24 protein-coding genes and 1 pseudogene are annotated in these 23816 nt (G+C 74.2%); 14 read left to right on the top strand and 11 right to left on the bottom strand.

Features of this window, described 5'->3' with window-relative positions; all coding sequences use genetic code 11:
• Positions 1–263 precede the first annotated feature (263 nt).
• Complete coding sequence (locus ACA361_RS40200) at positions 264–1031, top strand: IclR family transcriptional regulator (protein WP_375020401.1); 768 nt, start codon at positions 264–266, stop codon at positions 1029–1031.
• 54 nt (positions 1032–1085) lie between these two features.
• A complete protein-coding gene (glpK, locus tag ACA361_RS40195) occupies positions 1086–2621 on the top strand; it encodes a glycerol kinase GlpK (RefSeq protein WP_375020400.1) in 1536 nt (511 codons plus the stop codon).
• Here glpK and ACA361_RS40190 read toward each other — a convergent pair.
• Entirely contained in the window at positions 2618–3334 is a 717-nt protein-coding gene (locus ACA361_RS40190; protein WP_375020399.1) for a hypothetical protein, read from the bottom strand. The genes glpK and ACA361_RS40190 overlap by 4 nt on opposite strands.
• An 88-nt stretch (positions 3335–3422) precedes the next feature.
• The gene (locus ACA361_RS40185; protein ID WP_375020398.1) at positions 3423–4037 is read right to left on the bottom strand and encodes a TetR/AcrR family transcriptional regulator; all 615 of its coding nucleotides are present in this window, start codon (positions 4035–4037) and stop codon (positions 3423–3425) included.
• Positions 4038–4127: 90 nt separating this feature from the next.
• Here ACA361_RS40185 and ACA361_RS40180 point away from each other — a divergent pair.
• Positions 4128–5087 (top strand): annotated as a pseudogene (locus ACA361_RS40180) (MFS transporter); the annotation flags it as partial.
• A 199-nt stretch (positions 5088–5286) separates the two neighbouring features.
• On the opposite strand, the gene ACA361_RS40175 reads toward ACA361_RS40180, so the two are convergent.
• Both ACA361_RS40175 and ACA361_RS40170 read right to left on the bottom strand, forming a co-directional pair.
• Entirely contained in the window at positions 5287–5919 is a 633-nt protein-coding gene (locus ACA361_RS40175; RefSeq protein WP_375020397.1) for a LysE family translocator, read from the bottom strand.
• Positions 5920–5961: 42 nt separating this feature from the next.
• On the bottom strand, positions 5962–6741 hold the full coding sequence (locus tag ACA361_RS40170) for a hypothetical protein (protein ID WP_375020396.1): 780 nt from the start codon (positions 6739–6741) through the stop codon (positions 5962–5964).
• A 158-nt stretch (positions 6742–6899) separates the two neighbouring features.
• Here ACA361_RS40170 and ACA361_RS40165 point away from each other — a divergent pair, with 158 nt between their 5' ends.
• From ACA361_RS40165 to ACA361_RS40135, 7 genes are all read left to right on the top strand, one after another.
• Positions 6900–7910, top strand: a complete 1011-nt coding sequence (locus ACA361_RS40165; RefSeq protein ID WP_375020395.1) for an AAA family ATPase — start codon at positions 6900–6902, stop codon at positions 7908–7910.
• Between the two features lie 41 nt (positions 7911–7951).
• A complete protein-coding gene (locus ACA361_RS40160) occupies positions 7952–8965 on the top strand; it encodes a DUF58 domain-containing protein (protein ID WP_375020404.1) in 1014 nt (337 codons plus the stop codon).
• Positions 8962–9909, top strand: coding sequence for a VWA domain-containing protein (locus ACA361_RS40155; protein WP_375020394.1), 948 nt, complete (start codon positions 8962–8964; stop codon positions 9907–9909). The genes ACA361_RS40160 and ACA361_RS40155 overlap by 4 nt, the downstream gene beginning before the upstream one ends.
• 28 nt (positions 9910–9937) lie before the next feature.
• Positions 9938–10564 carry a class I SAM-dependent methyltransferase gene (locus ACA361_RS40150; RefSeq protein WP_375020393.1) on the top strand — a complete coding sequence of 209 codons (627 nt, stop codon included), beginning with the start codon at positions 9938–9940 and terminating at the stop codon, positions 10562–10564.
• Positions 10561–11112 carry a TrmH family RNA methyltransferase gene (locus tag ACA361_RS40145; protein WP_375020392.1) on the top strand — a complete coding sequence of 184 codons (552 nt, stop codon included), beginning with the start codon at positions 10561–10563 and terminating at the stop codon, positions 11110–11112. Before ACA361_RS40150 ends, ACA361_RS40145 begins: the two co-directional genes overlap by 4 nt.
• A gap of 57 nt (positions 11113–11169) precedes the next feature.
• Positions 11170–11979 (top strand): glycerophosphodiester phosphodiesterase, encoded by an 810-nt coding sequence (locus ACA361_RS40140; protein ID WP_375020391.1) that lies wholly within the window; start codon positions 11170–11172, stop codon positions 11977–11979.
• Positions 11980–12090: 111 nt separating this feature from the next.
• Positions 12091–12627 carry a GIY-YIG nuclease family protein gene (locus tag ACA361_RS40135; RefSeq protein WP_375020390.1) on the top strand — a complete coding sequence of 179 codons (537 nt, stop codon included), beginning with the start codon at positions 12091–12093 and terminating at the stop codon, positions 12625–12627.
• A 60-nt stretch (positions 12628–12687) separates the two neighbouring features.
• On the opposite strand, the gene ACA361_RS40130 is transcribed toward ACA361_RS40135, so the two are convergent.
• Positions 12688–12981 (bottom strand): type II toxin-antitoxin system Phd/YefM family antitoxin, encoded by a 294-nt coding sequence (locus tag ACA361_RS40130; protein WP_375020389.1) that lies wholly within the window; start codon positions 12979–12981, stop codon positions 12688–12690.
• A 179-nt stretch (positions 12982–13160) separates the two neighbouring features.
• Here ACA361_RS40130 and ACA361_RS40125 point away from each other — a divergent pair, with 179 nt between their 5' ends.
• From ACA361_RS40125 to ACA361_RS40115, 3 genes are all read left to right on the top strand, one after another.
• Complete coding sequence (locus tag ACA361_RS40125; RefSeq protein WP_375020403.1) at positions 13161–13715, top strand: ClpP family protease; 555 nt, start codon at positions 13161–13163, stop codon at positions 13713–13715.
• On the top strand, positions 13715–14320 hold the full coding sequence (locus ACA361_RS40120) for an ATP-dependent Clp protease proteolytic subunit (RefSeq protein ID WP_375020388.1): 606 nt from the start codon (positions 13715–13717) through the stop codon (positions 14318–14320). The genes ACA361_RS40125 and ACA361_RS40120 overlap by 1 nt, the downstream gene beginning before the upstream one ends.
• A 210-nt stretch (positions 14321–14530) precedes the next feature.
• Positions 14531–14875 carry an RNA polymerase-binding protein RbpA gene (locus tag ACA361_RS40115; RefSeq protein WP_375020387.1) on the top strand — a complete coding sequence of 115 codons (345 nt, stop codon included), beginning with the start codon at positions 14531–14533 and terminating at the stop codon, positions 14873–14875.
• A 63-nt stretch (positions 14876–14938) separates the two neighbouring features.
• Here the strand turns inward: ACA361_RS40115 and ACA361_RS40110 are convergent, their stop codons facing one another.
• The 6 genes from ACA361_RS40110 to ACA361_RS40085 form a co-directional block, all read right to left on the bottom strand.
• Positions 14939–15436 (bottom strand): FxsA family protein, encoded by a 498-nt coding sequence (locus ACA361_RS40110; RefSeq protein WP_375020386.1) that lies wholly within the window; start codon positions 15434–15436, stop codon positions 14939–14941.
• A gap of 73 nt (positions 15437–15509) precedes the next feature.
• Positions 15510–16259 (bottom strand): polyprenol monophosphomannose synthase, encoded by a 750-nt coding sequence (locus ACA361_RS40105; RefSeq protein WP_375020385.1) that lies wholly within the window; start codon positions 16257–16259, stop codon positions 15510–15512.
• Positions 16260–16264: 5 nt separating this feature from the next.
• Positions 16265–17971, bottom strand: coding sequence for an apolipoprotein N-acyltransferase (lnt, locus tag ACA361_RS40100; RefSeq protein WP_375020384.1), 1707 nt, complete (start codon positions 17969–17971; stop codon positions 16265–16267).
• Between the two features lie 810 nt (positions 17972–18781).
• Positions 18782–19177 (bottom strand): hotdog domain-containing protein, encoded by a 396-nt coding sequence (locus ACA361_RS40095; RefSeq protein ID WP_375020383.1) that lies wholly within the window; start codon positions 19175–19177, stop codon positions 18782–18784.
• Positions 19174–20010 carry an OAM dimerization domain-containing protein gene (locus ACA361_RS40090; protein WP_375020382.1) on the bottom strand — a complete coding sequence of 279 codons (837 nt, stop codon included), beginning with the start codon at positions 20008–20010 and terminating at the stop codon, positions 19174–19176. Before ACA361_RS40090 ends, ACA361_RS40095 begins: the two co-directional genes overlap by 4 nt.
• Positions 20007–21605, bottom strand: coding sequence for a lysine 5,6-aminomutase subunit alpha (locus ACA361_RS40085; RefSeq protein ID WP_375020381.1), 1599 nt, complete (start codon positions 21603–21605; stop codon positions 20007–20009). Before ACA361_RS40085 ends, ACA361_RS40090 begins: the two co-directional genes overlap by 4 nt.
• Before the next feature lie 156 nt (positions 21606–21761).
• Here ACA361_RS40085 and ACA361_RS40080 point away from each other — a divergent pair, with 156 nt between their 5' ends.
• Positions 21762–23816 (top strand): hypothetical protein, encoded by a 2055-nt coding sequence (locus ACA361_RS40080; RefSeq protein WP_375020380.1) that lies wholly within the window; start codon positions 21762–21764, stop codon positions 23814–23816.

Below are 23816 nucleotides of genomic sequence, written 5' to 3'. Positions count from 1 at the left end.
GGTGGGGGGGGTGGGGGTGGGATGCGCCCGCGGGCCCGGCGAGCGGCTGGCCAGGACGCTAAGCGGGCCCTTGAGGGGGGTCAACGGACAGGTGCCGACAATGTCGAACACTTTCCCCGCGGCACCCGGCCCATTACGCTCCCCGATATGCCCCAGATCACAGGGTTCGGGCTGATGTTCGGGCAGGTCGGCGCGCCGCCTGCGGCGATGACGGCGGATGCCGACATTGTCGGCACACTTTCCGCAGTTCTAGTATCGGTCGCATGCCGGGACCGGTGCAGTCGATCGAGCGGGCCGCGGCCATCCTGCGGATGCTGGCCAGCAGCTCCGGCCGGCTCGGCGTCGGCGAGCTGGCGAGCTCGCTGGGGCTGGCCCGCGGCACCGTGCACGGCATCCTGCGCACCCTGGTCCGCGTCGGGTTCGTCGAGCAGGACGAGGCCAGCGGCAAGTACCAGCTCGGCGCCGCCCTGCTGCACCTGGGCACCAGCTACCTCGACGTCAACGAGCTGCGCTCGCGCGCGATCAACTGGGCCGACGCGCTGGCCGCCCGCAGCGGCGAGGCCGTCCGGATCGGGACGCTGCTGGAGGGCAAGGTCCTGGTCGTCCACCACGTCTTCCGGCCCGACGACTCGCTGCAGGCCATGGACATCGGAACGCTCCTGCCGCTGCACGCCAGCGCCCTGGGCAAGGCGCTGCTGGCCCACGACGCCAACGCCGCCGCCTCGATCCGCGGCACCGTGCTGGAGTCGTACTGCCGCCGCACCGTCACCGACCACCGCTCGCTGGCCCGCGCCCTCACCCGCGTCCGGGAGCAGGGCTGGGCCGCCGAGATCGAGGAGATGGCGCTGGGCGAGGCGTCCATCGCCGCCCCCATCCGCGGGTACGGCGGCCTCGTCGTCGGCGCGATCGGGGTGTCGGGCGCCGTCGAGCGGCTGTGCGGCGCCGGCCGCGTCCCCGAGCCCGCCCTGGTCGGGTACGTCCGCGACGCCTCCCGCGCCGTCTCCCGGGACCTGGGCGCCTCCCGCTGGTAGCCGCCGCCCGCGGGGCACGCCCGCGCGGGGCAGGGGCCGGGGAGGGGCGCGGCGATGACCGAGCGGTACGTGATGTCGATCGACCAGGGCACCACCTCCACCCGCTGCATCCTGTTCGACCACGGCGGCCGGCTGGTGTCGGTCGCCCAGCGCGAGCACCGCCAGCACTTCCCCAAGCCCGGCTGGGTCCAGCACGACGCGCTGGAGATCTGGCGCAACCTGGAGCGGATCGCGCCCGAGGCGCTCGCCCAGGCCGGGGTCTCCCCCGCCCAGGTCGCCGCCGCCGGCATCGCCAACCAGCGCGAGACGACCGTGCTGTGGGACCGCGTCACCGGCACCCCGGTGGAGCAGGCCATCGTCTGGCAGGACACCCGCACCGACGCCCTGGTGGAGGAGATGGCCGGCGCCCCGGGCGCCGCGCTGGTCCCCGAGCGCACCGGGCTGCCGCTGGCCGGCTACTTCTCCGCGCCGCGGGTGCGGTGGCTGCTGGACCACCTGCCCGGCGTCCGCGAGCGCGCCGAGCGCGGCGAGGTGCTGTTCGGCACCATGGAGAGCTGGCTGATCTGGAACCTCACCGGCGGCCCCGACGGCGGCGTGCACGTCACCGACGTCACCAACGCCGGCCGCACCCTGCTCATGGACCTGCGCACCCTGGACTGGGACAAGGACCTGCTGGACTTCTTCGGCGTCCCGCGCGCGATGCTCCCCGAGATCCGCTCCTCCACCGAGATCTACGGCACCGCCCGCCGCGTCTTCCCCGGCGTCCGCATCGGCGCCGCGCTCGGCGACCAGCAGGCCGCGCTGTTCGGCCAGACCTGCTACGCACCCGGCGAGACCAAGTGCACCTACGGCACCGGCGGGTTCCTGCTGATGAACACCGGCCCCGAGCCGGTCCGCTCCGGCAACGGGCTGCTCACCACCGTCGGCTACAAGATCGGCGACGAGCCCGCCGTGTACGCGCTGGAGGGCTCGATCGCCATCACCGGCGCGCTGGTCCAGTGGTTCCGCGACGGCCTCGGCCTGATCGGCACCGCGCCCGAGATCGAGACGCTGGCCCGCTCCGTCGACGACAACGGCGGCTGCTACATCGTGCCCGCCTTCTCCGGGCTGTTCGCCCCGCACTGGCGGCCCGAGGCGCGCGGCATCATCGTCGGGCTGACCTCCTACATCACCAAGGGGCACCTGGCCCGCGCGGTGCTGGAGGCCACCGCCTGGCAGACCCGCGAGGTCGCCGACGCCATGAGCCTCGACTCGGGCCTGCCGCTGCGGGAGCTGAAGTCCGACGGCGGCATGACCGCCGACCACCTGCTGATGCAGTGCGTCGCCGACGTCCTGAACGTCCCCGTCGTGCGGCCCATGGTGGTGGAGACGGTCTCGCTGGGCGCCGCGTACGCGGCGGGGCTGGCGGTGGGGTACTGGGCGGACCTGGAGGGGCTGCGCCGCAACTGGCACCGCGCCGCCCGGTGGGTGCCGGCGATGGACCCGCGGCGGCGCGCCGCCGAGTACCACAACTGGAAGCGGGCGGTGGAGCGGTCACTGGACTGGACCAGGACGGGCCCGGTCCCGGCCGAGGACCACGGCCCCACCTAGCGCGGGCAGTCGGGGATGTCGCGGCCGGAGTTGTCCTTGGCCTCGTCGTCGCCCCAGTGCGCCAGGTACAGCGCCGGGACCCACGCCCGCGGGCTGCCGCCGGCGTACACCCGGTCCAGGTTCGTCAGCAGCCACCAGTGGTTGGTGGCGGCGCCGCCCTTGCGGCTCATCCGCTGGCCCTGCCGCTTGCAGAACACGTAGTGGGTGCCCTTCTCCAGCCGGCCGACCGGCCCGCCCGCCGTCGCGGGCCCGGCGTACCCCGGCGCCGCGGCGAAGGTGTCGACGAAGAACCGCTCCGTGGGCACCGCCGAGGCGGAGGTCTCGGCGGGCGAGGGCGGGGCGGAGGTACCGGTGTTGGTGTTGGTGGCCTCGCCGCGCTCGGGGCCGCCCGCGGGCCACAGCACGATCAGCACGGCGGCCAGCGCCAGCGCGAACCCGCCGGCGATCACCCAGCCCAGGTAGCCGGGCGGCCGCCGCCCCGGCGGCCCCGGCGGCGGCGGTGGCGCGGGCGGCGGCCCGAACGGGGCCGCGCCGGCCGGCGGGATGTCGGCGAACCGGTGCTCCACCAGCGTGGGGTCGTCGGCCGGGGGAGGCGGCTTGGGCTGGACGAACCAGCTGTCGGGGACCAGCGGAGCGGCCTGCAGGAGCGCGCCGCACCTCGCGCAGTCGGTCAGGTCCGTACCGGTGTCGCTGCCGCACGCCGGGCATCGCATGGCCCTTCGCCCTCCCCACTCCGGCCGCCCGGGCCCGCTCGGGCCCGTTCAGGGGACATTGTTCACCGAGCGGGCCCTCACCCTGAAATCACCGCCCGGGGTTTCGGCGTTCGGGGAGGTCGCGCCGGGCGTCGGCGATCCAACGGTCCGCCTGGTCGGCCAGCCAGGCGATCCCCGCCTCGGCGCGGCCGCGGTCGCCGGTGTTGAGGAAGTCGATCTGCAGGCCGGCGAACGCGGCGTTCTGCACGGTCGCGTACCGCACCGCCGCCTCCGCCGGGACGCCGCGGGCGCGGAAGGACGCGGCGACGAACTCCACCCGGTCGGCCAGCAGCCGGGTCGCCTGCCCGGCCAGCCGGCCCCCGGCGGCCAGCCCCTCGATCTCGTGGACGAGCCGGGTGAACGGCAGGTTCTCCTCGGCCAGCTGCCAGTCCCAGGCGGCGCGGACGATCTCGCCCATCGGGCGCTCGCCGTCCCAGCCGGGCAGCGCCCGCAGCCGCTCGCGCTGCCGCTCGTCCAGCCGGGCCAGGACCGCGCCCAGCAGCGCGCGCTTGTCGGCGAAGTGGTGGGTCAGCACGCGGGTGCTGTGGCCCAGGTGCTCGGCCAGCGGCCGCATCGACAGCGTGGACAGGCCGTTGCCGGCCAGGTACTCCAGGACCCCGTCCAGCAGCTCGGCACGGCGGTCGGGGTCGCGGGGCCTGGCCATGGGCGCTCCTTCCGGTTGGACGTCGGCGCCCCCACCCTATTAAGGTAACAGTCGTTACCTTAATTCGCCTCGCCCCGAGGAGGACCACCCATGCCCGCCCACCGGCGCGCGCCCGCCTGGCTGCTCGCCCTCGCCCTCACCGCCTTCACCTTCTCCACCGACGACTACATCGTCGCCGGCGTCCTGCCCGGCATCGCCGCCGACCTCCACGTCACCGAGAGCGCCGCCGGCCAGCTGGTCACGGTCTTCTCCCTCGTCTTCGCCCTCACCTCACCCGTCCTGGCCGTCCTCACCGCCTCCTGGCCCCGCCGCCGCCTCCTCACCGGCGCCCTGCTGATCTTCATCGCCGCCAACCTCGCCGTCCCCTTCACCGGCGGCTACCCCGCCCTGCTCGCACTCCGCGTCACCGCCGCGCTCGCCGCGGCCGCCGTCGTCCCCGCCGCCCTCGCCATCGCCGCCGGCCTCGCCCCCGAAGGCCGCCAGGGCCGCTACCTCGCAACGGTCATGACCGGCCTCACCGGCTCGTTCGTCCTCGGCGTCCCCATGGGCACCTGGATCGCCGCCGCCACCTCCTGGCACGGCGCGTTCGTCCTGGGCGGCGCGCTCGGCATCGCCTCCCTCATCGCCCTGCGCGCCACGCTCCCCGACCCGCCGCCCGGCGAGACCACCCCGCTCCGCGAACGCCTCGCCCCGCTCTCCAGCCCCGCCGTCCTCACCGGCCTGCTCGCCGCCACCGCCGCCGTCCTGGGCAACATGCTCTTCCTGACCTACCTGGCACCGTTCCTGCGCGGACTGTCCGGCACCGGCGCCACCGCCCTCGGCACCGTCTTCGTCCTGTCCGGACTCGCCGGCATCGCCGGCGGCCGCCTCGGCGGCGCCACCACCGACCGCTGGGGACCCGCCACCGCCATGCGCGCCGGCACCCTCGCCTTCGCCGCCGCCATGACCGCCCTCTACGCCCTGTGGCTCGCCCGCCCCGCCGCCCTCGCCCTCGCCCTGCCGTTCCTGCTGCTATGGTCACTGGCCGCCTGGTGGGTCCCGCCGCCCACCGCCGCCCGCCTGCTCGCCCTCGCCGGCCCCGCCGGCCCCCAGGCACTCGCCCTCAACAGCAGCGCCGTCTACATCGGCGTCGCCGGCGGCGGCGCCCTCGGCGGCCACCTGCTCTCCGCCCACGGCGGCGGAGCCCTCCCCATCGCGGCCGCCGCCGCCTCACTCGCCGGACTCGCCCTCTTCGCCCTCGCCGGACGCCTCAGCGGGACTCCGACGCCAGCCGCAGACCCAGCCCCACCAGGACCACACCCGACACCTGCTCCAGGCGCCGCCGCACCCCCGGACGCTCGAACGCCCGCCGCGCCGCGTCCACCGTCCACACGATGACCGCGTACCAGACCAGGTCGATCAGCGCCCACAGCACCGCGAACCCCACCAGCACCACCGCCACCGGCCACCCCGCCGGCACGAACTGCGGCAGGAACGACACCGCGAACACCCCCGCCTTCGGATTGGCGACATTGGTCACCAGCCCCAGCCGGTAACACCTCCACAGCGGCGCCGGACCATCCTCCGCGGCATCCTCCCCGGCCTCGGGAACCGCCCCCCGCCGGGCCTGCCACAGCGCCCGCGCACCGAAGTACACCAGCACCGCCGCACCCGCGATCCGCAACCCGTCATAGGCCAGCCGCGACGCCACCAGCAACGCCGACAACCCCAGCGCCGCCGCCAGACCCCACAGCAGCACCCCCGTCTCGTTCCCCAGCACCGCCGCGAAACCGGCACGGCGCCCCGACCGCACCGCCGACCTCATGATCACGACCGTGCTCGGGCCCGGCACCATCGCGATCAGAACCGCGGCACCGGCGAAAGCGATCAGACTCTCCAGCATGGGCCCCATGCTCGCCGCGCCGCCCCCCGCCGCGCAACGCCGTTACAGCGGGCCGCCCTCCTCGGGCCCCTCGTCCCCGGTCTCCCCCGGCGACGGCGTCGCCGGGGGAGACGACGGCGGCACCGGACTCGGCGACGGCGACGGAGTCGTCGGCACCCGCGGCGGAGGCGGCGGCTGCGGAACCGGCTGCGACGGCGGATCCGGCGGCGGCGGAGGCGGCTCCTGCACCTTCGGCTGGCACGCGAACAGGATCACCATCAGCAGCGCCAGCAAAGCCAGCACCCCCGCCAGCGTCAGGATCGCCGCCACCAGACCCCGCTCGCGCCGCTCGGGCACCGGCGCCGGCCCCGGCACGTACGACGGCCGCGGCCGCTCCAGCGCCGGACCGTCCGCCCCCAGCCAGTACGGCTGGAACTGCGGCCCCCGCCGGCGCCCCGACCACCGCCCACGGAACGACCCCGCGAGCACCACCGAATCCAGGAACCGCTCCGCACCCGGACGCGCCATCCGGTCGGCGTCGTACGACACCGCCACCCACGGCGCGTCCCCGTCCGGCTGCGCCGCCACGATCGGCGCCGGATCCTCCGGCCCCAGCCGGGGCGGCCGCCCCGGACCCGGCAGCTCCGAAGTGATCGCCGCCCGGAACCGGTCCCGCGCCGCCGCGTCACCCGCCGCCCCGCGGTTCAGCACCGCGACGCTCGCCCGCCGCCCCGAATCGTCCTCACCGAGATACACGATCCCCGCCGACGTCTCCGACAACCGGGCGGACAGCCGGTACGGACCCAGCCGCACGGGGTCACCGGGTGGCAACGGCCTGGACATGGCGCCACACTACAGCCCGCCCGCCGGCATCGGACTCACCATGAGCACCCCACGGCAGACCCGCCACGGGTACCGTCGACCCGCACGAACGGGTACATGTGATCGCGTAGGGTCGGAAACGCGCCCGCCAGCACCCGGAGGACAGTGAGGACGCCCCGATGACCGTCGCCGCCAACGATGTCGACCAGTCCGCCGCGCTGCTCCAGCAGACCGTGGCCGAGGTCAAGAAGGTCATCGTCGGCCAGGAGCACATGGTCGAACGGATGGTCGTCGCCCTCCTCGCCCGCGGCCACTGCCTCATCGAGGGCGTCCCCGGCGTCGCCAAGACCCTCGCCGTCGGCACCCTCGCCCAGGTCGTCGGCGGCACCTTCGCCCGCCTCCAGTTCACCCCCGACCTCGTCCCCTCCGACATCGTCGGCACCCGCATCTACCACCCCTCCACCGAGCAGTTCGACGTCGAACTCGGCCCCGTCTTCGTCAACTTCGTCCTCGCCGACGAGATCAACCGCGCCCCCGCCAAGGTCCAGTCCGCCCTCCTGGAGGTCATGGCCGAACGCCAGGTCTCCCTCGGCGGCAACACCTACCCCCTCCCCAGGCCCTTCATCGTCCTGGCCACCCAGAACCCCATCGAGTCCGAAGGCGTCTACCCCCTCCCCGAGGCCCAGCGCGACCGCTTCCTCATGAAGATCGACGTCCGCTACCCCGGCGCCCACGAGGAACTCCAGATCCTCCAGCGGATGAGCGTCGACCCGCCCGCCGCCGAGACCGTCCTGGACCTGGACCGCCTCACCGCCCTCCAGCGCGCCGCCGAAGAGGTCTCCGTCCACGAGCTCGTCGCCGACTACATCGTCCGGCTCGTCATGGCCACCCGCGAACCCGAGCAGTACCGCCTCCCCGATCTCCGCCAGGTCATCGAGATCGGCGCCAGCCCCCGCGCCACCCTCGGCCTCGTCGCCTCCGCCCGCGCCCTCGCCCTGCTCAGCGGCCGCGACTACGTCCTGCCCGACGACGTCCGCGCCGTCGCCCGCGACGTCATGGGCCACCGCATCGTCCTCACCTTCGACGCCCTCGCCGACGGCGTCGACACCGGCGACGTCGTCAGCCAGATCCTCACCGCCGTCCCCCCGCCCCGCGTCGTCTGGAACCAGGGAGCGGTGACCGCCCAGTGAGCCGCGGCCCCGACCGCCCCCGCCGCACCCGCGGCGGCAAGATCGCCGCGCTCGCCCCCGAACGCACCCTCCGGCGCCTGGAACTCCAGGTCACCCGCCGCCTGGACGGCCTCCTCAACGGCGAGCACCTCGGCCTCATCCCCGGCCCCGGCACCGAACTCGCCGAAGCCCGCCTCTACCAGCCCGGCGAGGACGACGTCCGCCACATGGACTGGGCCGTCACCGCCCGCACCACCACCCCCCACGTCCGCGACCTGATCGCCGACCACGAGCTGGAGGCATGGGCCCTCATGGACCTCACCCCCAGCATGGACTTCGGCACCCACACCATGGTCAAACGCGACCTCGCCGTCGCCGCCCTCGCCGCCGTCGGCTTCCTGACCGTACGGCTCGGCGACCGCGTCGGCGCCTACCTCCTCCAGCCCGGCGAGATGCGCCGCTGGCCCGCCCGCACCGGCAAGGCCGCCATGTACGCCCTCCTCCAGGCCATCCTCGACGCCGCCCCCGACCCCGGCGCCCCCGCCGCCAAGGACGTCCAGGGCGGCCACCGCATCGGCACCCGCGCCTTCAGCGACCGCCCCGTCGGCGGCCTCGCCGACGGCATCGCCGCCCTCGACCGCGGCCAGGGCCGCCGCGGCCTGCGCGTCATCATCTCCGACTTCCTCCCGCCCCCCGGCGAGACCGCCGAGCACCGCGCCGCGCACGGCCCCGACTGGGAACGCCCGCTGCGCCGCATGGCCGCCCGCCACCAGGTCCTCGCCGTGGAGATCATCGACCCGCGCGAACTCGACCTCCCCGACGTCGGGCTGGTCGAGATGACCGACCCCGAGACCGGAGCCGTACACGAGATCGTGCTCAACCGCCGCGTCCGCGAACGCTACGCCGCCGCCGCGGCCGAACAGCGCGAGCGCACCCGCGCCGCGCTGCGCCGCTGCGGCGCCCACCACCTCGTCCTGCGCACCGACCGCGACTGGGTCGCCGACGTCGCGCGCTTCGCCCTGCGCCAGCGCCGCGCCGCCGGCCGCGCCGTCGCCGCCAGCGGGGTGCGCCCATGACCTTCCTGTCGCCCGAACGGCTCTGGCTGCTGGCCCTGCTCCCCGTACTCGCCGCCGCCTACGTCGTCCTGCAGATGCGCCGCGGCCGGTACGCCGTCCGCTTCACCAACCTCGCCCTCCTCGCCGAGGTCGCGCCCAAGCGCCCCGGCTGGCGCCGCCACGTCGCCGCCGGGCTCTTCCTGGCCATGATGCTCATCATGATGATCGGGTTCGCGCGGCCCGCCACCGGCGTCAAGGTCCCCCGCGACCGCGCCACCGTCATGGTCGCCGTCGACGTCTCCCTGTCGATGATGGCCAAGGACGTCACCCCCGACCGCTTCGAGGCCGCCAAGTCCGCCGCCAAGAAGTTCATCCGCGACCTGCCCTCCCGCTTCAACGTCGGCGTCGTATCCTTCGCCGGCAACGCCGGCGTCGTCGCCGCGCCCTCGGCCGACCGCCAGGCCGCCATCGCCTCCATCGACCAGCTCGTCCTCGCCAAGCGCACCGCCATCGGCGAGGCCGTCTTCACCTCCCTCCAGGCCGTCCGCTCCTTCGACGCCGAGGCCCGCGACGACCCGCCGCCCGCCCACATCGTGCTGCTGTCGGACGGCGACAACACCACCGGCCGCTCGGTCGGCGAGGCCGTCGACGCCTCCCGCGCCGCCCAGATCCCGGTCTCCACGATCGCGTTCGGCACCCCGTACGGCACCGTCGACATCGAGGGCGAGACCACCAGCGTCTCGGTCAACAAGGAGACCCTGCGCGCGCTGGCCGAGGGCAGCGGCGGCAAGCCGTACGAGGCCGCCGACGCCGGGCAGCTCTCGGAGGTCTACGAGAGCATCGGCAGCTCCCTCGGCTTCAAGATCGAGCACCGCGACGTGGCCGCCCGCTTCACCGGCATCGCGCTGCTGCTCGCCCTGGCCGCCGGCGGCGCGTCGCTGGCCTGGTTCTCCCGGCTCCCGTAGCCGCCGCGCGCTGGTACGGTCGTCCGACGTGGGGGAACACTACTTCGCGCCGCAGCCCGGCGCCGCCAGCCGGCGCCGTACCGTCGACCTGGTCCTGCCCGACCTGCACCTGCGCCTGGAGACCGACCGGGGCGTGTTCTCGCCCGACCGCGTCGACGCCGGCACCCGGATCCTGCTGGAGACGGTGCCCCCTCCCCCGGCCGAGGGCGACCTGCTGGACCTGGGCTGCGGGTACGGCCCCATCGCCCTCACCATGGCGCGGCGCTCGCCGCAGGCGAGTGTTTATGGAGTGGACGTCAATGAACGCGCGCTGGACCTGGCGCGGAGCAATGCTCAAGCCGCCGGCCTTGACGTTGTAAGGTTCTGCCTGGCGGACGAGATCGACCCCGCGCTGCGCTTCGCCGCGATCTGGTCCAACCCGCCCATCCGCATCGGCAAGGCCGCCCTGCACGACCTCCTCCTCGCCTGGCTCCCCCGGCTCGCCCCCGGCGGCCTGGCCCACCTGGTCGTGCAGAAGCACCTAGGCTCGGACTCCCTCCAGCGCTGGCTCGACGCCCAGGGCTTCCCCACCGAACGCATCGCCTCCCGCTCGGCCTACCGCGTCCTGGCCGTCTCCCCCCGTACCGGACGCCCCACCGAAAGCGACCCCGCATGAGCACCGCCCAGGAACCGGCGCGCAAGCAGCTGCGCCCCACCGACGTCAAGCGCCTCAACCGCGACTGGCGGCGGCGCACCGACGCGCGGCTCGGCCTGCTGGTGGAGTCGGTCACCCAGCCGTTCAACACCGGCTCGATCATGCGCAGCGCCGCCGTCTTCGGCGTCGAGCGCCTCTGGCTGGCCGGCAACGCCACCGAGCCCACCCACCGCAACGTCGCCAAGACGGCCCTGGGCACCGAGCGGCTCGTCCCGTGGGAGCACGCCGGCACGCCCGCCGAGGCCGCCGCCGCCATCCGCGGCGAAGGGCTGCGGCTGGTGGCGATCGAGCTCACCGGCGACGCCGTGCCGCTGCACGAGGCCCCGCTGGACGGCGACGTGTGCCTGGCCGTCGGCGGCGAGGACCACGGCTGCTCCCCCGCCCTGCTCGCGGCCGCCGACGCCGTCGCCTACATCCCGCAGATCGGCCGGGTCGGCTCCCTGAACGTCGCCGTCGCCACCGCCATCGCCCTCGCCGAGGCCCGGCGGCGCGAATGGGCCGCGCCTTGACATAGTAAGGCCACCCCGGGATCGAACCACCGCACCGGGACGTCCATAATCGGAGGAGTGCCCCGGACGTACGCATTCCTCGACCATCCCGGTCCCATCGCCTTCGCCCACCGCGGCGGCCGCGGCCGCCCCGAGAACTCGATGGCCGCCTTCCAGCGCGCCCTCGACCTGGGCTACCGCTATCTGGAGACCGACGCGCACGCCACCGCCGACGGCACCGTGATCGCGTTCCACGACCGCACCCTGGACCGCGTCACCGACCGCACCGGGACGATCGCCCGGCTCCCCTACTCCGAGGTCGCCCTGGCCCGCATCGACGGCACCGAGCCCATCCCCCTCCTGGAGGACGTGCTGGGCTCGTTCCCCGACGCGCGGGTCAACATCGACATCAAGGACGCCCCCGTCATCGGGCCGCTCGCCCGCGTCCTGCACCGCACGCGGGCCTGGGACCGGGTCTGCATCACCTCGTTCTCCACCCGCCGGCTGGCCCAGATGCGCGCCCGCCTGCCGCTGTTCACCGACCAGGACGTCTGCACCGCCCTCGGCCCGCGCGGGGTGATGGCGCTGCGCGCCAAGTCCTACGGCGGCCCCACCGCCAAGCTCGTGCGCCTGGCCGCCACGGGCGTCGCCTGCGCACAGGTCCCGTACGGGCTGGGCCGCCTCCCCTTCGTCACCGAGTCGTTCATCGCCCAGGCCCACACCCTCGGCCTGCGCGTGCACGCCTGGACCGTCAACGACGCCGCCGAGATGGAGCGCCTCCTGGACCTGGGCGTCGACGGCATCATGACCGACGAGCTGGTCACCCTCCGCCACGTCATGGCCACCCGCGGCCTCTGGCCCCGCCCGGCGACCTCCGCGGCCACCTGATCTGAGGCTGCACCGACCAGCGCGATTTCACTTAATGCAAGGTATATAACGGACTGTCATGGCAGCGGCTAGAGCGGCTCGAACACTTGTCCGACTCGCCAAGGACTCGTCATGCGCCCCTTCGATCCGTTCGCCCGTCCCGCCGAGCTTGCACTGCCCGCCGAGATCCGAGAAGGCCTTGATCTCCAGTACGTGCTGTATCGCTTCTACGACGCCGGCCGGCGGCTGCTCTACGTGGGCATGACAACCGGCAACCCCCGGCATCGCTGGACGGGACATCGGCGTAGGGCTCCATGGTGGCCGGACGTCGCATTCGTCCAGGTCGAGCACCTCCCCACCTGGAACGATGCGCGTGCCGCTGAGCGCGCCGCCATCCGCGCGGCGCGCCCCATGCACAACGTCGCCGACCAACCTGGCCGGTATGCCGCACGGTCGATCGGCAAGGGACGCGAGCCCCGCCGGACACCCCTGGCCGACGATGCGCCCCGGGAGATACCGGCGACACAGTTGCGGATGATGTTCGGCGAGATGGTCGAGCGCGCCGGGTACGGTGCTCCGCCTGTCGCCATCACCCGGGCGCAACAAGATCATGGCGGGCCTCATATCGCCGGCGGACTTCGACCTGCTCATGGCTTACGAGCGCGTTGAGCGAGCCGCCGGATCACCGACGCCGGAGGGTGACGGCCGGCCAGGTCGGGCACAGGAAGGTCAGCGGCCGAAGCCCGGGGGCCGCTGAGGGCCCGGCGGCCGGTACTCGGCGGCTAGGCGGAGCGGAGCGCTCTCCGCCACGTGACGCGCGCCGTCGTCGGCCATGGGTCGCTCGGCCAGCGTGAGGTCCACCCGCCCTGAACGAAACTGGCGCAGCAACTCAAGATCCTCGGCTGAGACGATGGCGGCCACGGTCTTCCCGTGGCGGGTGAGTACGACCTCCTCGCCACCGTAAATGACCCGGTTGAGGAGCTCCGCGAAGATCTTCCGGGCCTTGGTCACCGCGATTTCCACACATTCATCCTATAGCGAACGACGGTTCGCACCCCTCGTCTCGCATGTGCTCAAAATGTACGCTTTGAACATTCCGATCAAGGAGGCCTGAGATGACCGATGAGCCCATGAACCCCCTGCGCGGGCGGCCGGAGACCTACGTCGGGCGGTCGCGGGCCGCGGTGAGCGCGCCGGAGGCGATGGTGAACGAGGCGCTCTCGCAGCGGCTCCTGTCGCAGCGGATCGTGTTCCTCGGGCAGGAGATCGACAACCAGCTCGCCAACCGGATCTGCGGGGAGCTGCTGCTGCTCGCCGCCGAGGACGGGCAGCGCGACATCACCATGTACGTCAACTCGCCCGGCGGGGTCGTGGACGCCGGGATGGCGATCTACGACATGATGCAGTTCGTCCCCAACGACGTCTCCACCGTCGCGATGGGGATGGCCGCGTCCATGGGGCAGACGCTGCTGTGCGCCGGCACCCCCGGCAAGCGGTACGCGCTGCGGCACGCGCGGGTGATGATGCACCAGCCGCACGGCGGCATCGGCGGCACCGCCTCCGACATCAAGATCCAGGCCGAGCAGTCGCTGTACCTCAAGACGGTCCTGGCCGAGCTGCACGCCCGGCACACCGGCCGCACGCTGGAGCAGATCCGGGCCGACTCCGACCGGGACCGCTGGTTCACCGCCGAGCAGGCCAAGGAGTACGGCATGGTCGACCACGTCATCGACAGCACCGACCGGGTGGGGTCGTGATGCGCCCCCAGAGCCGGTACCACGTGCCCTCGTTCGTCGAGCGGACGAGCTGGGGCACCAAGGAGATGACGCCGTACAACAAGCTCTTCGAGGACCGCATCGTGTTCCTCGGGACGCCCGTCGACGACACCTCCGCCAACGACGTCACCGCCCAGCTGCTGGCGCTGGAGGGCATGGACCCCGACCGGCCGATCAGCATCTACATCAACTCGCCGGGCGGGTCGCTGACCGCGATGCTGGCCATCCACGACACGATGAACTACATCAGGCCGGAGGTCGAGACCACCTGCGTGGGGCAGGCCGCCTCGGCGGCCGCGATCCTGCTGGCCGCCGGCGCCAAGGGGCGGCGGGCCGCGCTGGCGCGCTCCCGGATCCTGCTGCACGAGCCCAGCGTGGAGGGCGCGATCCGGGGCCAGTCCAGCGACATGCAGATCCAGGCGGAGGAGATCCTGCGGCTGCGCGCCCAGATGGAGTCGATCGTCGCCGAGGCCACCGGCCGTGACCCGGCGGAGGTCCGCCGCGACCTGGACCGCGAGCGCTACTTCACCGCCGAGGAGGCCAGGGAGTACGGCCTGATCGACGACATCCTCACCACGCGCGGCTGACCGCCACCGCGGCGGCCGCGGGCTCCGGCCGTGATCGAACCCGGCGGGCGGGCGCGGTGCGGGCCTGAACAGGGGGTGAACGAAGGTTTTCCACGGGGGCCCGAACGGGCCGCGAAGAGCAGGGTTGGATCGCCTCGGGTGCGGGAATCTTGTGACGAGATCCAGCGTTGGGCAAGACGAGACCGCAAGCCGTCTGGGAGGCACGTAACGATGGCCGAGCGCGCACTTCGCGGCACTCGACTCGGAGCGACGAGCTACGAGAACGATCGCAACACCGATCTGGCCCCTCGCCAGGAGGTCGACTACACCTGCACGAAGGGCCACCGGTTCACCGTGACGCTCGCGGCCGAGGCCGAGGTGCCGATGACCTGGGAATGCCGCAGCTGCGGCGCCACCGCCCTGCGGGTGGACGGCGAACTGCCCCAAGCGAAGAAGGGCAAGACGCCCCGTACCCACTGGGACATGCTGATGGAGCGCCGGACGCTGGAAGACCTCGAGGAGGTGCTGGCCGAGCGCCTGGAGATCCTTCGCGCCGGCCGCAGGCGCAGCGCCTGAACGCCCGAACGAGTGATCGAGCCCGCGACCTGAGAGGTCGCGGGCTCGATCCGTTCCGGGGCGTTACTTGGGGACGTCGTCGTCCTGGACGACCTCGCCCTGCACCACGCGGCCGCTGGGGCCCTGGTCGGCGCGGGCCGCGTACGGGGCGAACGACTCGCGGGTCATGCCGGGCGGGAAGACCTGCGCCTCGGCCTCGCGGATCCGGCGCTCGCCGTAGGCTGCCAGCGGGCGGCGCAGCAGCGGCCGGGTGAACGGCAGCATGAGCACCAGTCCGGCGATGTCGGTGAGGAAGCCGGGCGCCAGCAGGAGCAGCCCGCCCGCCAGGACGAGCGCCGCGTCCGACAACTCGCGCTCGGCCGGCGCGCCGCCCTGGACGGCGCCCTGCAGCGCGCGCCAGGCCCGGCGGCCCTCCCGGCGGGTGATCCAGCCGCCCAGCGCGGTGGTGGCCAGCAGCGCGGCCAGCGTCCACCAGCCGCCGACCAGGTTCACCGCCAGGACGATCCCGAGGATCTCCAGGATCGGCGTCAGCAGGATCGCGAGTAGTACCAGTGCCGGCATGGCTCCATCTCGGGGTTCGGCGGAACGGGCTTCCGTAAGGGTCAACGCCGGGACCGCCCCGAACGTTTCCCGCTCAGCCGCGCGGCCGGCGCAGCCGCTCGACCCGGTCGGCCATCCCCCAGTACGTGATCCGCCACATCGCCTCGGCGGCCACGTCGCGGCTCATCTTGCTGCTGCCGTGGGTGCGCTCCAGGAACGTGATCGGCACCTCCACGACCCGCAGGCCCTCGCGGAGCGTGCGCAGCGCCAGGTCGATCTGGAAGCAGTAGCCGCGCGAGTCCACGTCCGACAGGCCGATCTTCTGCAGCGTGGCGGCGCGGAACGCGCGGAACCCGCCGGTGGAGTCGTGCAGCGGGACGCCCAGCATGAGCCGGGCGTAGGTGTTGGCGCCCCGCGACAGGGCCTCGCGGCGCTTGGACCAGTTGCGGACCTGGCCGCCCGGCACGTAGCGGGCGCCGATGACCAGGTCGGCGTCGCGCAGCGCGGCCAGCAGGCGGGGGAGCTCCTCGGGCTGGTGGGAGCCGTCGGCGTCCATCTCGACCATGACGTCGTAGCCGTGCTCGGCGGCCCACCGGAACCCGGCGATGTAGGCGGGGCCGAGGCCCTCCTTGCCGGTGCGGTGCAGCACCCTGACCTGCTCGTCGGCCTTGGCCAGCGCGTCGGCCAGCTCGCCGGTGCCGTCCGGGCTGGCGTCGTCGACGACCAGGACGTCGGCCGCCGGCACCGCCTCGCGCACCCGGCCGGTGATGGCCTCGATGTTGTCCCGCTCGTTGTACGTCGGGATGATCACGAGCACCCGGCCGAGCTCGGCTGGGATCTCCATCGGCGTCAATTCCCCTCGTTCTTCCTGCCGGTGAACCACGCGGCCCAGCCGGCCGCCCCCGCGGCCAGCGCGGCCAGCGCCCATTCCGGTAGGGCGCCGGCCCGGTCGGCGAGCGTCCGGTCCGTGCGCGCCGGAACGGAGGCCACCTGGATGTCGGGCACGAACTCGCGCGACTGGTCGATCATGCGGCCGTCCGGGGCCACGATCGCGCTGATGCCGCTGGTCGCGGCAACCAAGATCGTACGGCCATGCTCGACCGCCCGCAGCCGCGACATCGCGATCTGCTGCGGCGGCAGGCTGGTGCGGCCGTAGGTGGCGTTGTTGGTCTGCACGACCAGCAGCTCGCCGGCGGCGACGTCCCGGACCTCCTGGTCGTAGGCGACCTCGAAGCAGATCACGTCGCCGATGGTGACCGGGCCCATCCGCATCACGCCGGAGCGGGTGCCCTTGGCGAAGTCGCGCGGGATCCGCTCGAAGCGGGTGATGAGCTTGGTGAGGACGTCGCGGAACGGCAGGTACTCGCCGAACGGCACGGGGTGCCGCTTGACGTAGTAGTCGCCCGGCCCGCTGCGGGGGTCCCAGACGATGCCGCGGTTCTCCACCCGCTCCCCGTCGGGCGTGTCGGTCAGCGCGCCGACCAGCACCGGGACGCCGATCTCCTGGACGGCGGCGTGGATGGCGTTGTACGCCTCGGGGTCGGAGTAGGGGTCGAGGTCGCTGGCGTTCTCGGGCCAGACCACCAGCTCGGGGCGGGCGACCTGGCCGGCCCGTACCCGGGCGGCCAGCTCGCGGGTGCGGGCGAGGTGGTTGTCCAGGACGGCCTTGCGCTGGCTGTTGAAGTCCATGCCGAGCCGGGGGACGTTGCCCTGGATCACCGCGACGGTGACCGGCCGCCCGGCGGTGGGGGTGGGGATCAGCACTCCGCCGCCGATGACGGCGGCGGCGATGGCCAGCGGGACCGCGAGCGGCCTGATCAGCGCGCGGCGCGCGGCGGCGCGGTCCGGCCCGTCCCCGTCGCCGGTCGCGGCGAGGGCGCGGCGGGCGTGAAGGGCGCGGAGGACGGCGAGCGCGGCGTACGCGAGCAGGCAGCCGATCAGCGCGGTCAGGAACGTCACGAACGGGGCGCCGCCGACCGAGGCGTACGGGGTCAGCGGCGTGGCGGTCTGGCTGAAGGCCAGCCGGGCCCAGGGGAACCCGCCGAACGGCACGCGGCCGCGCACGAGTTCCTCGGCGACCCACATCGCCGCGGCCCAGGCGGGCCAGAAGGGCAGCCGGGTGACCAGCGCGATGCCCGCGCCCATGGGGGCGAAGTAGAGCGCCTGGACGGCGGCGAGCAGGATCCACGCGTCCGGGCCGATCTTGACCAGGCCCTCCAGGACCGGGACGAAGAACGCGACGCCGGCGACGAAGCCGAGCCAGGCGCCGGTCCGGGCGGGCAGCCCGTGCAGGACGGCGGCCAGCAGCGCCACCCCGGGGAAGACCAGCGGGGTCAGGTCCACCGGCGGGAACGCCGCCCACATCAGCAGGCCGGCCGCCACCGCCAGCAGCGTGCGCGGCCAGCCGGCGCGGCCGCCGCCGCGGAGCCGTTCCCAGCGGGTGAAGTAGGGCGCGGGGGCGCGGGCGGGCGACCGCCCCGCGGCGCCGGCCGTGCCCGCGCCGCCGGCCGCCGGTCCGCCGGCCGCCGGCCGTTCCGGCAGGATCTCCTGCGCCAATTCCGCTCCCTGTTCCGTGCCCGTGGACGGCCGTTCTCCGGCAGTACCGCTCTCCGGAACGCTACCGGGCCGCGGCGCCCACGGCGACTCGCCCCCGCGCCCGGCCCGGGCCGCAGCGGCCCCAGGGCGGGCGCGCGGCGTTCGCCGCCCCGTTGCCGCAGGAGAGCCGGTCGCGGGCGGCGCGCCGGTCGCGCCGCGGCGGAGTTCCCCGGCGTCCCGCGACCCGCCGGGACGGCGGCCGCTCGGCCGCGCGCCTCGCCCGGCGCCGCGAGCGACACCCACCGGCTGGTGGACGTCGCCGCGGCGGTCGTGCCGGCGGAGCGGCGGGCGGCGCGGTCCGGGACGGGCACGGGCGGCTCGTCGGCCCCGGGCGCCTGGCGCGCTCCGGACGGGCACGGAAAAGGGCCCGTGACATCCCTCGGGCCGAAGTCGCCCCACAGGCGGTGAGAACGATCTCCGTTTTCTACTGGATGTCCGGGCCCTTTCCGGGTCCAAGCCCCCGCCCGATCGGGCGGCTCCACCCAGGCACGGCTGCCGGTCACCACCCCTGGCTCGGACGGGCTCGCGTGCTCCGCCGTCGATCCCGTCATGGCGCGGTCCGGTGGCGCCGTGGGCGGCCGATCGGTGAGTCCTGTGCTGGACTGCAGCAAAACTACCGAAGTCCCCGTCCTTGTCAACCGCCGCATGTTCTGCGGCGACTCCACGTTCCGCCAGCTCAGCCCCATGATGGGAGCACCGGCGCGAAATCCCGCCGGTCACAGGGGTCACGGCGGCCCCGGGCCCGCCCCCGCGGGCCCCGGGCCGGGCCGGTCACGCCCCGGGCGGCGGCACCACCACGGTGCCGGTCGCGGTGACCGCGACGATCGGCTCGGCCAGCACCTCGGCCGCCGACTCGCCCTTGTCCGGGCGGCCCCGGCACACCACCCGCGCCTCGAACTCCATCACCCGGCTGCGGCGCCCGGCCCGTACCACGGTCGCGACGGTCTCCAGCACGTCCCCGGCCCGCACGGGGGCGCGGAACTGCACGTCGGAGTACGAGGCGAACAGCCCCTCGTCGCCGTCGGCGCGGATGCTGACCTCGGTGGCCACGTCCCCGAACAGCGCCAGCACGTACGCGCCGTCCACCAGGTTCCCGGCGTAGTGGGCGTGCGAGTAGGGGATGTAGCGGCGGTGGGTGACGGTCAGGCCCTCGCGCGGGTCGCTCATCGGGTCTCCTCCGTGGGCTCGGCGGGCGGCGGATCGGCGGGCAGCAGCGCGTGCACGAGGAAGCTCGCGACCTCGGCGGGCGTGGTGCCCTTGCCGAAGACGCGGTCGACGCCCAGGTCGGCGGCGGTGACGGTGTCGAAGCGGGGGCCGCCCACGATCAGCAGCGGCCGGCCCATCCCGGCGGCCACGGCGGTCGGGTACTCGGCGTGGAACGCGGCCGCCATCTGCTTGGTGTTGTGCAGGTGGGCGTTGCGCTGCGTCACGACCTGCGAGACCAGGACGGCGTCGGCGTCCTCGGCCTTGGCGCGCTCGACCAGCTCCTCGACGGTGACCTGGGCGCCCATGTTCACCACCTGGATCTCCCGGTAGTACTCCAGGCCCTTCTCCCCCGCGAACCCCTTGACGTTCAGGATGGCGTCGATGCCGACGGTGTGGGCGTCGGTGCCGATGCAGGCGCCGACCACCATCAGCCGCCGGTTCAGCGCCCGCCGGATCGCCAGGTTGACCTCCTTGGAGGTCAGCAGCGGGTACTCGCGCTCGGGCGGCGCCGGGATGCCCGCGTAGTCGATGAGGTGGTTCACCCGGCCGTACACGATGAAGAAGGTGTAGTCGGGCCCCATCGGCTTGGCGTGCACGACGCTGGCCGGGTCCAGCCCCATCCTCCCGGCCAGCTGCAGCGCGGCGGCCTCCGCGCGCTTGCCCGCCGGGACGGGAAGGGTGAACGACACCTGCACCATGGCGTCGCCGGTGGTGTCCCCGTACGGGCGGATCACCTGCCGGGTGTCGGCCGGCTGCGCGGGCGCCTCGGCCGCGGTCTCGGCGCGCTCCGTCATGCGGGCACCTCCTCGTGGGCGTGCGCGGCGTGCGGGTCCTCGTCGTCCAGGATCTCGATGGCGGGGTTGAAGTACCCGCCGGCGCGGGCCGCGACGCCGTCCAGGCCCTTGCCGCCGTCCGGGGGGCGCCGGGTGACGCCGAACGTGCCGGCGGCGATGGCGTTCAGGAGGCCGTCGCGCTCAATGCGCTCCAGCAGCTCGACCGACTCCCCCAGTACCCGGTTCGCGCGCTCGGCCACGAACCCGCCGGGCCGGGGCACGAAGTCCTCGGCCAGCCCGCCGGCGGCGTCGCGGACGTACCGGACGTTCTCCAGCGCCAGGTCGCGGTCCGACAGCCAGGGCGTGTGGATGCCCTCGGTCATCATCCCGATCAGGATGATCGACTGCCCGGTCATCACGCCGGCGAGGTTGAAGAACGCGTCCAGCAGGTAGCCGGCGAAGATGTTGCCGGTCATGTGCTTGGTCGGCGGCATGTACTTCAGCGTCGCGTCGGGGAACAGCTCGCGCACCAGCTGCGCGTGCGCCAGCTCCAGCCGGAACGACTCGGGGACGGCCGGGTCGATCTCGAAGGCGTGGCCCAGCCCGAGCTGGGCGTCGGTGAGCCCGGCCTCGTGCCCGAACCGCTCGTTCAGCAGCTGGCTGACGATCACGGTGTGCGCGGCGTCGACCGCGTCGGCGGTGGTGAGGTAGTTGTCCTCGCCGGTGTTGATGGTGATGCCGGCGCGGGCGTGCACCTGCCGGGAGAAGCGCTGGTCGATGAACGTCCGGCGGGGGTTGATGTCGCGGAAGATGATCCCGTACATGCAGTCGTTGAGCATCATGTCCAGGCGCTCCAGCCCGGCCAGCGCCGCGATCTCGGGCATGCACAGGCCCGAGGCGTAGTTGGTCAGCCGGACGTAGCGGCCCAGCTCGCGGGACACCTCGTCCAGGGCGGCCCGCATCAGCCGGAAGTTCTCCTGCGTGGCGTAGGTGCCGGCGTACCCCTCGCGGGTGGCGCCCTCGGGGACGAAGTCCAGCAGCGACTGCCCGGTGGAGCGGATCACCGCGACCACGTCGGCGCCCTCGCGGGCGGCGGCCTGCGCCTGCGGGATGTCCTCGTGAATGTCGCCGGTGGCCACGATGAGGTAGATCCACGGCTTGGGCGGGTCGCCGGCCGCCGCCAGCATCCGGTCCCGCTCGGCGCGGCGCCGGTCGATGCGCGCGATGCCCGCGCGCGCCGCGGCCCGCGCGGCTTCCTTCGCCTCCCTGGCGTCCGCGCCCGCAGGGAGCCGGAACTGCGCCCGCCCTCCGGCGGCGGCCCGGGCCAGGTCCTCCGGTGTCCCGTACGGGCCGGTCAGCAGCGCGTCCCAGACCGGGAGCGCGACGCCGTGCTCCAGCCCCACCTGGTCGCGGACGGCGTCGGCCAGGTGGTTGACCCACGGCCTGCCCTCGGCGTCGGCGCCGGCCAGGCCGGCGATCCGCAGCAGCGCGCGCTCCACCGACACCGTGGTGTGCGTGCGCGCCATCGTGATGACCGGCTCGGCGGCGCGGGCGGCCAGCGCCCGGGCCCTGCGCACCACCTCCGGATCGAGATCGAGTTTCCCCTGCGGCGCCATTGCCGCCTCCCCTCCGCCTCGATCGTTCACCAATATCTACTCCACCATCCGTTGCATTCCAGAGATCTTCCTGCTTTCAGCGCTCGATTCGCAAGAGCCTTCACCTTGACGATCAAGCTCCCCCGGTATCGTTCCCCGCCCGGCAGGATTGTCCCCATGGCGAGACGGCGGCTCAGCAGGCCCGAGAAGCTCCTCTGGAAGGCGTTCCCGCACGGCGGCTGGGCCGACCTCCGCACCGGCGACCCCGCCGCGGACGACGTCGCGAACGCCGCGGCCTGGGGTCCCGCGCGCACGGTCCGCGCCGAGGTCATCGCCGCCCTGCTGCTCGGCGCCGTCCCGCCCGCCCCCGGGCGGCGCCCCGCGATCCGGCTGCGCGGCGCCCGGATCACCGGCCGCCTCGACCTGATCGGCGCCGAGGTCCCCTACACGCTGGTCTGCGAGGACTGCCGCTTCGACGGCCCCATCCGGCTGGTCGAGGCGACCACCCGGACGATCCGGCTGACCGGGTGCGACATCCCCCACGTCAACGCCGCGCGGCTGGCCATGGACGGCCTGCTCAACCTGCACCGCGGCACCGTCCGGCGGGGCCTGCGACTCGACCGCGCCCGCATCAGCGGCGAGATCTCGCTGCGCGCCGCCCGCGTCGGCCCCGACCCCGACGGCGTCGCCCTCGCCGCCGACGGCCTGGTCGTGGACGGCGCCATGGAGGCCGACGACGGTTTCCACGCCGCCGGCGCGGTCCGCCTCCGCAACGCCCGCGTGGAGGCCCGCCTCGGCCTGGAGAACGCCGTCATCGAGGCGCCCGAGCCCGGCGCGGAGGCCCTGGCCCTCAATCGCGCCGCGCTCAACGGCGGCCTCCTCGCCACCGGGGTCACCGTCCGGGGCCTGACGACGCTGCGCAGCGCCCGCGTCGCGGGGGACGTGGTGTTCGACGCGGCCACGCTGAGCAACCCCGGCCGCATCGCCCTGGCCGCCGGCGGCCTCGTCGTCGAGGGCCCGTTCTTCGCCCGGCGCGGCTTCACCGCCGAGGGCGAGGTGCGCTTCCCCGGCGCCCAGATCCGCACCTTCCTCACCATCCCCGGCGCGTCGCTGTCGGCCCCGGGAGGCGTCGCGCTGCTGCTCGACCAGCTCACGGTGAACGACGTCGACGCCGCGGACCTGACCGTCGACGGCGGCACCGTGCGGCTGGCGGGCGCCCAGGTCGCCAACGACCTCACCCTCGCCGGCGCGCGCCTGGACGGCGAGGGCGCCGGGATCGCCGCCGACAACGTCACCGTCGGCGCCACGTTCGACTGCAAGGGGCTGCGGGTCCACGGCGAGTTCACCGCCACCGTCGCCCGCATCACCGGGCGCCTGCTGCTGGGCCGGGCGCACCTGGAGCGCCCCGGGCGGACCTGCCTGCGGCTGTCGCGGGCCGAGATCGGCGCCGACCTGTTCTGCACGGGCATGACGGCGATCGGCAAGGTCAAGGTGACGGGCGCCCGCGTCGGCCGGGTCCTCGACCTCAAGGACAGCCGGCTGGCCAACCCCGGCGGCACCGCGCTCGACGGCCGCCACCTCCAGGCCGGCCAGCTCGCCCTGCGCCCCGCCGAGCCCGTCCAGGGCGCGGTCGCGCTCGACCACGCCCGGCTCACCCTCATCCGCGACGACCCGGACCGGTGGCCGGCGGCGCTGTCCCTCAACGGCCTCGTCTACGAGGCCCTGGAGCCGCGCCTGCCCGCGCGGCGGCGGCTGCGCTGGCTGGCCCTCGAACCGGACGGCTACCAGCCCCAGCCGTACGAGCACCTCGCCGCCTCGTACGCCGCGCTGGGCCAGCCCAAGGAGGCGCGCCGCGTCCTGCTGCACAAGGAGCGCGCGCACCGGCGCGGGATCGCGCCGTTCGGGAAGGTGTGGGGCGTGGTCCAGGACGGCACCGTCGGCTACGGCTACCAGCCGTGGCGCGCGGTGCTGTGGCTGGCGCTGCTGGTCACGGCGGGGAGCCTGGTGTACGCGGCGGACCCGCCCGCGCCGCTCAAGCCGGGCGAGGCGCCGCACTTCAACCCGGTCGTCTACACCCTCGACCTGCTGCTGCCGCTGGTCGACCTCGGCCAGGAGCGCGCCTTCAACCCGGCCGGCGGCCCCCAGTGGTTCTCGTACGCGCTGGTGGCCGCCGGCTGGATCCTGGTCACGGTCATCGCCGCGGCGGTCGCCCGCGTCCTGACCCGGCGCTGA

This window comes from Actinomadura sp. 21ATH, from assembly GCF_041951345.1.
GTDB lineage: Bacteria > Actinomycetota > Actinomycetes > Streptosporangiales > Streptosporangiaceae > Spirillospora.
Note: the sequence above shows the minus strand (reverse complement) of the source record. Positions and strands in the feature narration are given on the sequence as shown.